Origin of the sequence: Rhizobium fabae (genome assembly GCF_003985135.1) — a bacterium.
GTDB lineage: Bacteria > Pseudomonadota > Alphaproteobacteria > Rhizobiales > Rhizobiaceae > Rhizobium > Rhizobium pisi.
Genome location: NZ_ML133647.1, coordinates 527,896 through 540,924 on the forward strand (window position 1 = coordinate 527,896; position 13,029 = coordinate 540,924).

Here is a 13,029-nt window from a genome sequence, read left to right on the forward strand (position 1 = left end):
CCAAGGCGACGGGCATTGCCAACGTGACCAAGGAGAAAACATGCCCATTCTTCACCTGCAGATGCATCCCGGCCGCACCGACGATCAGAAGCGCGCCTTCGCCCGCGAAGCGACCAAGGCCGCCGTCGAAACCCTGGCGTGCCCGCCCGAGTCGGTGGAAATCCTGATAACGGAGATCGCAAAGGACTCCTGGGCGGTCGGCGGCAAGCTGAAATCCGAGGCTTGAGAGACGAGCCGCAGTGTCGAAGGCTCGAGCTGCGGGACGCCGTCATGGTATTGGGTAGGGAGCCGGCACTCGGCTCCCGTGCTGGCCGGGCAGGCGGCCGGTTGACTTCACTGGCTGTATCACCCTGCGTGCAGGCCTGGGGGCAGCAAACTTCGCGCGGAATTTGCCTTTTCCTGTATCTGAGCCATGGCGGAGTTTGGCCCTAAGCGGTCTTTAAACATACTCAGAACTGGCCGCGCTGAAGGTTCATCGCGCTAATTAGGCTCTTGCAAACCCACAGCGTCTTGATTTGTATGTAAGCAAGCGCCTCAAGGAGAACCTGAATGATCGACCATGGAACCCTACTGACCTATTGCGCAATCGTTCTCGGCTTCGTTTTCATTCCGGGGCCAGCTACGCTCCTGACGGTGGCGCGAGCTACGACTTCGGGAACCAGAGTTGGACTTGCCACCGGAGCGGGTATCACGGCGGGCGACATCATCCATACGGCGTTTGCCGTTGTCGGTATTTCTGCAATCATTGCCGCGTCAGCGACCCTGTTTACTGTGATCAAATTCGTCGGCGCAGGTTATCTGGTGTATCTGGGAACCAAAGCTATTCTGACAAAAGATGCATCTTTGCTTGGTCCGATCGAACGTCGGCTGACTGCCAGCCAAGCTTTCCAGCACGGGGTTCTGGCTGAGGTTCTAAATCCAAAAACCGCGCTGTTTTTTCTTGCGTTTCTTCCGCAATTCGTTCGCCCGGAGAATGGGGCCGTGTTCCTGCAATTGAGCATCCTGGGTGTACTTTTCGCGTTCATCGGGTTCCTGAGCACGATTGTTTTCGCGTGTAGCGCGGGAAGCCTCGGGCGCCTCCTGCGCCGTTACCCGGCAGTGGCGAAGTGGCAAGGTAAAGTCGTAGGGGGCATTTATTGCGCTCTGGGCGTCAGGCTGGCTCTCCAGCAGCGCTGAAGAATCGGATAGCCGTCCGCTATTGGTGCAAACCTGACGTCGAAAAGCGGATGGCCCCTGGAAATAGGCCTATGTTTGCATCATTGGGGGAAGGTCCGGCCGCCGTTCTCCAATTCCCTGCGGGACGAGCGATAGAGCAGCGATACCCGCCTCATCGGCCGCACGCAGGAGCGCTTCCCGGAATTGTTCCGGAGCGATTTTCCCGCTCAACGCGTCGACGCAGGCTTTCACTGCAGCCACATATTCCTCGCCGTCATCGCAAGGCCAATCGTTGATCAGGAGACGCGCCGCGTCGCCCAGCGTCCATACGATCTTGCGAGATGCCGGCCGCCCTCGCAAAGCAAATCCGACCGGCGTGAATGCTGATGATGTATTCCAGCACATTGTCCTCGACCCCTCAAGGCACGGGTACCGCAGTCCCCACGTTCAATATACGCGCGTATTCTGTAATTTGGAATTGAAAACTATCGAGCCGCACCGCTTGAGCGCGAACTGCCGGATGAAGAATAAAGGGTGCTCTAGAACCTTATGTCGAGGCGCCCTGCGCTGCGTCGACAAGTGTTGCACTGATGGACGCATTACGGGTTAGCGACAGATTACCCCGCGCCGGTGTAAGCGGCACACCGCTCCCCTATTCCGTCTCCACACTTCAGATCGCTCAACGCAATTCGGCGGTGACGCGGAAGATGCCGCCGGCCGACGCATCGGAGCAGACGACGAAGGTCGAGCCTTCCTGCGCCATGAAGGCGACGTTGCCGCCGGCTTCGCAGGGGGTGGCGCTCCACTGCAGGATGATATCGCCGTTATCGGGCAATTTTTCCGTGGGGATCTTCGCTGCACTTGCCATCCATTCGGTCGCCGACGGCAGATGGACGGGCGCGTTCAACTGCTTTGACAGCCAGGCCGTATAGTTCTGCGCCACGGCAAGCGGCACGTCGTCGGCCGGCTGCTGCGGATTGTCGGCATAGGTCTGTGCTGCGGCGGGATCGGAATTGGCGGTGTAATATTCCGCCATCTCGGCACGGGTGACGGCCTTCGTCTGCATGCAGAAGGATTTGTCGATCTTCACTGCGCCATTGGCAACGCCGAGCATGCCGCCGAGCTCCTTCATCGAGGAGGTCATCAGTCGGACATTCTCCAGCGAATAGCTTCCCGCCGGGACGGTCTCGAAGGCGAGAGTTTGCGAAACCGGGCAGAAGCCGCGCGCTGACAGCGCCTCGAGATCGGCGAGGATCGGCTGGTAGGCTGCGATCGCAAGCTTGTAGGCCTCCGCGGTGTAGCGGCCATCGGCCTCGCCGAGCTTCGGTTGGATTGCCGCAAGGGTCGGATCGGCGGCGCCGGCGCGAGTCGTAATCGAGGCATAGAGATCGGTGACCTTTTGCTTCAGCGCCGTCGCCTCGCCCTTCGCCGCCATGACATTGGCGATCAGGGCATCGAACAACTTGGTTGCGTCGCCGTAACCCGTCATGGCCGCCGGCATCTGCCATTGCTCGGCCTTGGTTTTGGCATCGGCCATCAGACCGTTCGCCTTGGTGAAGTCGGGGCTGTCGCCGGCGCCGACGCGATTGGCGGTATCGCGCTTCGCCGCCGCGTCCTTTTCGGCTGCGGTCAGCGCGCTCAGAGACTTGGAGAGATCGTCGTAAGCCGCCTTCGCAGCGTCATAGTTTTCGACCGCGCCGTGCATCTGCTGAGCGGCGGCGCTGTCGGCGGCCGCCTTCATCTTCGTGTCAGCTTCGGCAAAACCGGGCGCCTTGTCGCCGCCGGCGGCGGAAGCCGCGGCCTTGGCCTTCTCCGCATTTTCCTTCGAAATGGCGATCAGCGTCTTGCCGAGGCTGATGGCGGCTTTCTGGAAACCTGGAAGAGCCTTTTTATAATCTTCGTCCTTGAGCAGCGCATTGGCCTCGGTCAGCGCCGAGGCGCCGACATCATAGGAAAGCTTCGCCTCGTCGCCGGAAGGGCGCTCCGGTGCCTTGGCGGCGATCGCTTTCTCCCTGCGGCTTTCGGCCTCTTTCTTCCAGACGCCGACGTCGGCGACGAGCTTCGGATCCGGGAGGAGGATTTTCGGGATGGTGACGACGCCCACACCGATGCAGATCAGGACAAGCGCGCCGATCATCGAGAGCCTGGCAAGTGTCCATTTCTTCGGTTTCGGCGGTTCCGGTTGCTGCGGCATGCCGCCGCGCGGATCCCACGACATCGGCTGGATACCCGTCGTCACGCGGGTGAATTCGCCCAGCGCATCGGCGCCCATGCGCGGGCGCTGGGCCGGGTCGCGGCTCAGCATCCTTTCGATCAGGCTTGCAAGCCCTTCGGGAAAACCGGGGATCAGCACGTCGAGCCGCGGGAAGATATTGGAAGGGTCGAGATGAATGTTCTTCCAGCTCTGCTCGCGCTGGTGTTCGTCCTCCCAGACCATGACGCTGTCGAAGACGCTGGCATAGGTCTGTCGCGGCAGGAAAAGCTTGTAAGCGATCATGCCCATCGCATAGATGTCGAGGGCTGAGGAGGCAGAGAAGGTGCCACTGGCATAAATCTCCGGCGCGCCGAATTCCGGCGCATAGGGCGGGATGATGTGCTCGCCGATTTTCGAGATCAGATGCAGGTTGCCGATCCTGACCGAAAGGCCGGAATAGTCCTCCGACACGTAGATGCACTGATCCGTCAGAGCATTGTGGGCGTAACCCGCGCCATGCAGCGTCGCCAGCCCCTCGAGGATGTGGCGGCCGATCTCAACCGCGCGCTCGTAAGCCACCATTTCCGTTTCGTCGAGATATTGGTGCAGCGTTTTCGACGGCCGTTTCTCGACGATATAGAAATTGTCGTCTTCCGGGGACGGCGGGATGAGGTCCTCGATTTCGACGAAACGCCGCGCGGTCAGCGATTTCGCTTCGTTGACAGAGGTCCAGACCCGCTCGAAGCGGGCTTTATCAAGTTTCAGCGCGACATCGGGCGCGACGATGAAGACCGAACGATCCATCCGCTTGTCCTCGGCGGGATAGACGATGAACTCGTTCTCGTAGATCGGCTCGCCGATCGTGTAGCGGGCGATCAGATCACTTCTCATGCACTTATCCCCCTGCGATTGCTGTACTTATAAAAACCGAATTCTATTCGCCCGCCAGAAGCGGATCCCCGATAAGGCCTGCGGCCAAGAGAAGGCCGGTCTTGGTATCCCGGAGCGCGAAGACGAAGCGGGCATCGGCGGTCACACGCACCAGATTGGGATCGATGCTCCGCTCGGTGATAGCAGCCGTTGTTGCCGCCGCTTCCGTGCCGTTTTCATCGATCTTGATCATCGTCTTCTGCAGGACGCGCGACAAGCTGATGTTTTCCCGCGTGAAACCCGGAAAGGCCGCATCCTTGGCCTTTTCAGGCGCCAGCCCCATCGCGTTGAGCACCGGCATCAAATCACGCCCGTCGTTCAGCGAAAAGCGGGGAAGGAAGATTTCGCCCTTGGCGGCTTCGAATTTCTCGCCCTGAAGCCAGGAGGCAAGCGCCTTCAGGTCGGGGGCGCCGATGCCCCCGCTGGAGCGCGCCGCGATCACCACCATGCGGTAGGTCTCGCCGCTATAGGGGAGGTCGACGGCGACGAAATTGTCATCGAAGCGGAATTTCTGCTCGTCGCCGGCGAGATGCATCATCGGCACCGAGATCGTCGAACCATCAGGCCGCCGGAAGGGGGCGGCCGGACTTTCCTTCTCGAACGAGGCCTTCCACCGGGCCTTGAAGGAGAGCGCGCAGAGACTGACGAAGCCGCCGCCGGGCGGTGCGTCGAGGATTGCCGGAATGGCGCCTCTCGTGGCGTCCTTGACCCAGCCGTTGATGTGCTCGACCGATTTCGGTCCGTCCAGATCCTCGATCGTGGGTTTGATGCGGTGGCTGGCGAGCATGGAGAGGGCATCGGGGACAAGCACCAGCTTGTCGTCGAAGACGATCGCCACGCCGGTCGCCAGCGGCGCATCCGCTGCCTGCGGCTTCTCCGGCGTCATCTCGTCGAGCACCTTCTCCGGTCCCTTCGCCGCGTTGCCGAAGCCGAGGCCTTTGGCGATCGTCGCCTTGCGTTCGTCCGACGCGCCGAGGCTTGCCAGACCGAGGGCCGCGGTAAGGCTTGCCGGCGAGACCACGATGTTTGCCGCCCTCTCCGTCGCCAGCGTGCGATCGATGAGGTCGACGGCAAGCCCGGCCTGCGCGGCAAGGATCGCCTTGCTGTCGGCGACATCGCCGGCACGGGCCGGCGCAGCCGCCATCAGGGAAGCGGCAAGGCCCGCCAGCAGAATGGATTTCGACATGGTTCGCTCCTGTTCAGCGGATGCGATAGAATTTGGAATCGAACGACCATTTGCCTTGTGCGCCGGTCTCGTCGTCGCCGACGATCCTGAGGCTTCGGGCTAGGTCGTAGACATAGTTGAAGGCGGCGCGCTGGCCGACGAGTGGCGTAGGGACATCGGGCAAGTCGAGGACTTCGATCGGCTTGTCGCTGAGGATGGCGACGACCATGCCGACGCCGACCGGCCCCTCCACCACATATTCGAAGCCGATATAGGGATTGCGCGCGTCCGGCACGACCACCGGCCTCGCCGGATCGAGCCGGTTGTCGCCGCCCTTGGCTGATGGTTTCAGGCCCATCGAGCGCTTGTTCGGGTAAAGCTGCGTCAGCTTGCCCGAGGCGTCGATATCGACCAGGATCAGGTAGCCGGGCTTCTTGGTGGAGACGCGCATCGCCACCTTGTCGCCGATGCTGACCGAGGTGCCGGGCAGCACGTCGACCGCCACACCCGCTTCGTTGTCGCTCTTCAGCGTGTTCTCGACGGCGGCGGCCGGCGTCTTTGCCTCCTCGCCGGTGACGACGTCACGGCCGAGCGCATCCGGCAGGCCGTAGAATTGCGGCACCGGCGTGAAGCGGCAATCTCCCGCATGCGCCTGGCAATATTCGTCCGATTTGCGCCGGACGTAATCGAGGAGGGCCGCATTGCTGACAACAGGCTTGTCGGCGGCGCGCGCCACCCCTTCCTCTACGCCTTCGATGAAGCGGCGGGTGAAGACGCCGAGCGGCGGTTTGGCTTCCTGGTCGACGAGCGCCCATTGCCCTGAATTGACGGCCGACCAGACCATCGCCGTTTCGCCGCCGAAGGAAAATTTCGCTTCCTTGCCCGATCGGTTCGGCGGCTCAAGCGATGCCAATGCAGGGCCGAGGCAACGCACGGTGCCGCCCGCAGGGGCCGCGACGGCACTGCGGCTGCCGGGGCCGACATGGCAGGCGTCGATCAGCAGCGTGACGCGGCGATCCTTGAGGCTGTTCAGTCGTGCGGCGATTTCGGTTTCACGGATCTGGTTGGTGACGGTCACCTTGCCGCCATCGCGCACCAGCTTGGCATCGGCTGCCACAAGCGTCGGGCTCGTCGTCGCCTCGGCGCCCATTTCTTCCGAGCCTTGGCCGCTGAAATAGAGGAAAACGCGGCTGCCCGATTGCGATTGGCGCACAAGCCAGTCGTCGATTTCGCCAAGAATCGCCTCGCGGGTCGCTCTGCGGTTGGTCAGGGTGTGGATCTGCTCCGGGCGGTAGCCGAGCGTCTTGACGAGGAAGAGCTGCATCGCCTTCACATCGCTGGCGGAGCCGGTCAGTTTCGCCTCGCGCATTTCGTAGTCGTCGATACCAATCAGGAGCGCGCGGTCGCCGGGAGAGCTCTCGACGGCGGGCGTCTGGACGACCGGTGCCTGCACCTCTGGCTGATTGCCGGCGGGCGTGTTGGCGGCCGGCGCCTCCGTGGTGTTTCCGGGCGGCGTGGTGATCGCAAGATTGGCCTCAAGCTGACCGGCCGGCGTCTGTTTCTGCTTCGTCCCCGCCGCGATGTCGCTTCCAGGAGACTTGCGCTTCGTATCAACCGCCGCCACCTGGTCGCCGTCGGCCGATATCGAGGCGTTCGGCACGTCGCCGTCGGTCTTTGCGGCGATCCAGTCGCGGAAGGCGGCGACGCGGGTATAGACGCCGTAATGTTCCGCCTCGGCGCAGCCCGCACCCCAGCTGACGATGCCGAGCTGGATCCATCTCTTGTCGGGGCGCTGGGCGACCAGCGGCCCGCCGCTGTCGCCCTGGCAGGCGTCCTTGCCGCCTTCGGCATAACCGGCGCAGACATTGCGCTCGTCGATCGGGTTCATGCGCATCGAGCTCTCGCGATAGGCGGCGCGGCAATCCTCGCGCGAGACGATCGGCAGCTCGACCTCCTGCAATTCCGTCGGCAGGTACTTGTCGTCCCAACCGTGATCGGCCTTGGTGTAGCCCCAGCCGGTGACGACGGCCGTGTGGCCGGCGGCTTCGACTGCGTCATCCGAGGTAGAGGCGAGGATTACAGGTTTCGAAACCGCGGGTTCTGCAAGCTTGATGAGGGCGATGTCGTTGGCGAAGACCTTGCGGTCAAAATCCTCATGGATAACAACGTCTTCCACCTCAAGGCCCGGCTTGTCGGGCCCGTCGACTGATATCACCTTGTCGATCTTCGACTTGCCCTCGACGATCAGGAGGTCGCGGGCGAAGAGATCCTGTTTGCCTGAGCGGCCGCTGGTGACGCAATGGGCGGCCGTCAATATCCAGCGCGGCGAGATCAGCGAACCGCCGCAATGGCCGCCGAAGCGGCCGCGCTGCTCGGGATCGGGCGCCAGGATCTTCACCTGCCAGGGCCACTCACCCTTTTTCGCCGCTTGGCCGCCGATGACGCGCCCGCCATCCTCGCCGGCAAAATCCGTATCCTGCTGCGCGAGCGCCGGAGAGGCGAGAAGAACCATGACGGCCGCAACGTTGAGGATCCTGCTGATCGACGTGCTCATAGCTTGGCTCCGGCGGAGGTATAGAGGACCGTGAATCCGACACGCGCGCCCTTGGGCAGGACTTCGCCGAGGCGCTTGGCGATGTTGCCGGCGGTGCGGCGCCTGTCGTTCTGCTTCAGGAATTCCACCAGATCAGGCATCGGGGTTTCGGAGGTGACGGCGACGAGCAGGTCCGTGCCGAACGGTGCGACGACGGAAAGATCGAGATCGAAGGCCGCCGGCATCGGCGCATCCGCGTCTTTTTCGCCGGGATAGAGGAACTGCACGGTTCCATCGCCGGTGATGTCGAAAAGCACGAGCTTGCGGCCCGATATATCCGAAACGGTGACGCCGACGCGCTCGCCTTCGCGATGGACGGTGTCGGAAGGCGTTACGCGCACGGTCTGCGGGTTCGTCTCCGACAGCCGCTTCAGCGTGTCGAGCGCGGCCATCCGGTCGACGACGAAAGGCATGTCGCCGGCGCCGATGCTGGAGGCGACGACATCGCCACCGGCAATCGCCTCGTGCTTTTCGGGATCGAAGACGAGTTCGGCATCCGCGCCTCCCGACAGCTTGAACGGCGTGACGGCCGGCTCGATCCCCTGCAGCACGGGATCGGAACCGAGGGCGCCGACGGTGATCGGCGCTGGCTCGGCCGGTGGCGGTGGAGAGCTGGATTTTTCGACGTCCGTCGTCGTGCCCGCTCCGTCGTAGTCATAGACGACGGCACGGTCGAGATCGGTTCCGGGCGGGCTCTGCGTGAAGATATTCTGCCGCTGATCGGTGAACTGATAGACCGACTGGCGCACATATTCGAAGAGTTCGCGGCGGCTGACGGCGCCGTCGCCGTTGCGGTCGGCGGCCCCTTCGAAGGCACGAGCCGTCGCATAGCTCAGCGCGCCGCGCTTCTGCGGAATGCCGGGAATTGATATCTCAGGCGATTTGGTGTTCTCGTCGACGGCGGCGAGGAAGGTCAGCCGTTTGTAATCAAAGCCGGTGGAGAGCGCGTCCGCCGTTGTCGAAATCGGCGCGAGGTCATCCTCCTCGATCGTATAGGAAGGCGCCTGGCGCCAGGTGATCCCGGCGCCGCGCGGATCGACGTCGCGGGTCATGCCGCCGGCATGGCAGGTATCGGCGATGAAGAGAACATCGGCTCCCTTGGCCTCCAGCTTGTGGATCAGCACCTTGAATTCGTCGCCGAAGATGCGCTCGCGCGATCCGGGCAGCCGGGTATCGAAGCCGGCGAGCACATAGACCTCGTCGCGGCCGCTGGGTTTCGAGCCCCTGACGCGTTCCGGCTCGCTCGACCCGTGGCCGGCAATGCCGAGCACGACGAGATCGCCGGAGCCGGCCCTTTCCGTGACGGCCTCGATCGCATGGAAGATGCCTTCGCGGTCGGCCGCGCCGTTTTTCAAGAGCGTCATGTCTTCGACGCCGACCGAGCGCAGCGACAGCGAGAGGTCCTCGGCATCGGCGACGGCGCCGTGCAGCGGCGGAACGTTACGGTAGAGATCGATTCCGATCAGGACCGCCCTCACTGTGCCGCGCTCCGGTGCCTCGATAGTCCTGGCCAGGCAGTCGGTGGTCGCCAGAGCAAGGAAGGCGAGTGTTGCGGCCATGGAAACGGATGCGGACATGGCCAAACCTCCCCTCGCCCAGCTATTCGCGCCGCCATTCGACGCGGCGGTTCAGCGCGTCGATATCGTCTTCGGTAAGGTTTGCGGTTGCGGTGACATCCACCGGCTCGGAAGCCCCGCGGCCTTCGGCGTCGATCGTGGCGTCGATGCCGTTGCTCTTCAGGAAATCGGCGACGGCCCGGGCGCGGCGCTCCGAGAGCTTCTGGTTATAGTCGTCGGCGCCCCGTCGGTCGGTATGACCGATCAGGATGATGCGGCCGGGCTTCTGCTCCTTCAGCGCTTCCAGCAATTCCTGGGCGGCCTCCGTGCCGATCGAGGTGAAGCTCGACTTGTCGAAGTCGAAGGTGATCGGCACCGGGATGGAAACCGGCACGATGCCGCGCACATTCTCAGAATAGATGCCGCCGAGCACGCCGCTGCGGTGATCCTTCTCGGCCGGCACGAAGCTGCCTTGCGGGTTGTCGGTCGTCGGGTTGGCGGCAAGGATACGAGCCTGGGCGGCGCGCTGGATGAGATCGGAAATCGTGTCGGCCGGCGGCGCCTTCGGCGTGCGGGTCTCGTTCTTGATGATCTCGATTGCCTGCTGATAGTCGGCGGCGGCATCGGCGAAGCGGCGGGCGGAGAAATAGATCTCGCCGAGCGTGGCCGAGGCCTGCCAGAGCACCTGCGGGCCGTCGGCGGCGATAAGCAGCGGCTCGTAATCGGCGACCGGCTTGTTGGCGGCCATCATCTCCTGGGCGCTGGCAAGCCTGAGGGCGGCGACACGGCGCTGGGCATTCACCTGGAACTGACCGCAGTCGGCGCTGACGGCGATTGCATCGGCTTCCGTCGCGGCAGCAGGAATATCCTTGGCGGCAACGGCGGTGTTCAGCTTGTCGAGAAGAGCGTTGCAAGCGGGCGTATCGGCATTGGCCGTCTCGATCTCCTCGCCGGCCTGGTCAGGTTCGGCCGAACGGCCGAGGTTCAGCTGCGGCATCTTGATGCTGAAACCGCCGGGGAGCTTGAATTGCGGCATCTTGAGCTGCGGCATCGGCAGTTTCGGCATCTTCGGCTGGGACGCCTGATAGGATTGGGACGACTGCGTCGGCCGGTTGGACGAGGTGCCGGTGGCAGGGCCGATCAACTCCAGCTCATCGGCGGCAAGCTCCTGGCCGGGCGCTAGATTGGTGACGATCTTGTATTTCTTCGGCGGTTGCGACGTCGCCTGCTCGACGGGCTTCGGAGCGGGCTTCTTCGGCTTTTCGATCACCGGTTCCGGCTCCTTGGCGACCTCCTGTTTCACGACAGGCTTCGGCTTCGGAGCGGCCGGAGGTTTCGGCGACGCAACGGGCGGCTTTGCAGCCTGTTCGACCGGTGCGGGTTTTGCCGCAGGGGCGGCAGCGACGGGCGGGACGGCGGAGGGCGGCAGGGCCGCCGGGCTGTCGACCGTCGTCAGCATCACCGTCTTGCTGCTGATCTTGGTGCCGAGGCTGCGGGCTTCTTCGAGACTACGGGAAACGGCCTCCATGCCGCCGTCGATCGAGCGGAACATGCCGCCGCCACTGCTGCCGAGATCGGCGAAGATGGTCAGCGGCTTGGAGGAATAGAAGACCTTGATCTGCTCCTGGCCGACCGGGCCGGAAACCTGCAGCCTGGCGCCGCTTGCCGGGTCCGGCACCTGCACGCGCTTGCCGGCGCTAACGAGCGCATCGGTCTGATATTTGTTCGGAAAAAGCTTCACCACGGAGCCGTTCGGCGAGACGTTCAAGACCGTGACATAGGCGTTCTCGGTCGATTGGATGAAGAGGCCGACGACTTCGCCAATGGCGTATTTGGCCTCCGCGCGATCGAAGGTGATGCTCACGGGTCCGGTCTGCGTCGGCGCTTCGGTCAGTGTGCGTTCGTTCTGCGCCTCGACGACGGGAGCCATCGGGAAAAGCGAAAGGAATGTGGCTGCGGCTAGGATGGCTTTACGGTTTGGCATTGGAAAACCTCCTCTTCGAACAATCTCACACTGTCTTGAAGATGAGAATAGCACTGACCGGCGAAATTGGGATGGCCGCGCCTGTCTTGCCGGAGGGAGGGTTACAAATTATTTGGAGCCACGAAGAAACCACCTAGGCAAAGACGTGAGCAAGACTCAGGCTCGGTAATATCCACCGGCTGATATAGTCCGTTCGACTGCGCGGAGGATGCTGTCAGTTCTTGGGTTTCTGCCCGGCCGATTTCAAAATCGAGATCAGATCGCTCATTCCCTCAGGCGAGGAATTGTAGAGCCAGAGAATATCCGGATTGTCGACCGTGAATTCCTTGCCGGGCGCCGAGCCCATGTCGCGCCCGGGCGAAGTCGTATCGGGAAGCTTGCTCTCGCCTGGTGTCAGACCGTTGGCGCTTTCGTGTTCTGTGATGATCGCGGCTGCGGCGGCAAAGGCCTTTTCATCGTGTTGGCGCAGCGCCGCCAGCGACGGGTTTCGCGCCGCCAGCGCATCCTCGGCCGGGCCGGCATAACCAGGTTCCGCGACCTGCAGCGCCAGCAGAAGGCCGATCGACAGGGATGTGAGCCAGGATTTCGTCATCGTCGTCAAGTCCGTCCTATTGGCACCATTACGCGACAAGCGCCCCGACAATAGGGAGGGGCCGGAAGGAAGGCAACGGCGATCGGCGCCAATCGATTGGGAGGGTTGAAATCGATTGGCAGCGGCGCTTTAGCTCTTTGTTTTATGTATGTCGTTGACCCCCCGCTGCACACTTCCGGGTGACATGCATTAGAGGATCTTCAATTCCTGCAGGCTGAGGCGGAGATTGCGCAGCATTTCACCGAAGATTTCCTCGATCTTGCCGGTCGACCAGACGACCATCGTGCCGTAGGGCGAGCGTGTGCGCTGCATGAAGCCCGCCATCTCGAAATCGATCAGCGTCTTGCGGCAGGTCTCGCTCGACATGACGGCGACAAGGAAACGGGCAAGGTTGGACTGGTCGATCGCGCCGGATTTATCAGCCCAGTTCTGGATCAGCCGCGGCTTGGTGTCGGCGGTGAACATCGAGGCGAGCGCGCGGTCCTGTGAAAGCCCGAGGCGCTGCAGCTTGGCGGGATCGCGGGTAAGCGACACCACATAGTCATTATGCAGATCGGCGAAGCGTTCGATATCCTCGGCGGTGTTGATGCCGAAGACCTTCATCGAATAAAGGAACTCGGCCATCAGATAGGTCGGCTCGGAGCGCAACTGCGCCAGGTGCTTTTCGTCCGCGCTAGCCGAGGCCGCGCAGACACGATCGGAGAAGTTTATCCTCGCTGCGCGAACCTGCTCCAGCAAGCTTATATCAAGCGCCAGTTCATCACCGTTCCATTCCAGCATAAGCATTCCCTGCCCGCAAAGCTTCGAGACGATGATCTTGTACTATTGACCGCGCAGATCTCCAAATCGTTTGGAAAGCA

At 62.8% G+C, this 13,029-nt stretch carries 10 protein-coding genes; 2 read left to right on the forward strand and 8 right to left on the reverse strand.

The features are described from left to right. The first annotated feature begins 40 nt into the window (after positions 1-40). A complete protein-coding gene (locus EFB14_RS08405; protein WP_003594927.1) occupies positions 41-226 on the forward strand; it encodes a 4-oxalocrotonate tautomerase in 186 nt (61 codons plus the stop codon). Positions 227-549: 323 nt separating this feature from the next. Then, positions 550-1,176 carry a LysE family translocator gene (locus EFB14_RS08410; RefSeq protein ID WP_125845490.1) on the forward strand — a complete coding sequence of 209 codons (627 nt, stop codon included), beginning with the start codon at positions 550-552 and terminating at the stop codon, positions 1,174-1,176. A gap of 69 nt (positions 1,177-1,245) precedes the next feature. Here the strand turns inward: EFB14_RS08410 and EFB14_RS08415 are convergent, their stop codons facing one another. The 8 genes from EFB14_RS08415 to EFB14_RS08450 all read right to left on the reverse strand — a co-directional run bounded on the left by EFB14_RS08415 (position 1,246) and on the right by EFB14_RS08450 (position 12,949). Beyond that, a complete protein-coding gene (locus EFB14_RS08415) occupies positions 1,246-1,560 on the reverse strand; it encodes a DUF982 domain-containing protein (protein ID WP_125845489.1) in 315 nt (104 codons plus the stop codon). A 274-nt stretch (positions 1,561-1,834) separates the two neighbouring features. Then, on the reverse strand, positions 1,835-4,240 hold the full coding sequence (locus EFB14_RS08420) for a protein kinase domain-containing protein (RefSeq protein WP_126823615.1): 2,406 nt from the start codon (positions 4,238-4,240) through the stop codon (positions 1,835-1,837). A gap of 43 nt (positions 4,241-4,283) precedes the next feature. Continuing rightward, positions 4,284-5,465, reverse strand: a complete 1,182-nt coding sequence (locus tag EFB14_RS08425) for a serpin family protein (RefSeq protein WP_126823617.1) — start codon at positions 5,463-5,465, stop codon at positions 4,284-4,286. A 13-nt stretch (positions 5,466-5,478) separates the two neighbouring features. After that, on the reverse strand, positions 5,479-7,998 hold the full coding sequence (locus EFB14_RS08430; RefSeq protein WP_126823618.1) for a trypsin-like serine protease: 2,520 nt from the start codon (positions 7,996-7,998) through the stop codon (positions 5,479-5,481). Continuing rightward, entirely contained in the window at positions 7,995-9,614 is a 1,620-nt protein-coding gene (locus EFB14_RS08435) for a caspase family protein (RefSeq protein WP_126823620.1), read from the reverse strand. Before EFB14_RS08435 ends, EFB14_RS08430 begins: the two co-directional genes overlap by 4 nt. A 22-nt stretch (positions 9,615-9,636) precedes the next feature. Next, positions 9,637-11,577: a DUF4384 domain-containing protein gene (locus tag EFB14_RS08440; protein WP_126823622.1), complete on the reverse strand. Its 1,941-nt coding sequence runs from the start codon at positions 11,575-11,577 to the stop codon at positions 9,637-9,639. A gap of 214 nt (positions 11,578-11,791) precedes the next feature. Continuing rightward, entirely contained in the window at positions 11,792-12,169 is a 378-nt protein-coding gene (locus EFB14_RS08445; RefSeq protein WP_126823624.1) for a hypothetical protein, read from the reverse strand. A 189-nt stretch (positions 12,170-12,358) separates the two neighbouring features. Further along, the gene (locus EFB14_RS08450) at positions 12,359-12,949 is read right to left on the reverse strand and encodes a hypothetical protein (protein ID WP_126823626.1); all 591 of its coding nucleotides are present in this window, start codon (positions 12,947-12,949) and stop codon (positions 12,359-12,361) included. Positions 12,950-13,029 lie beyond the last annotated feature (80 nt).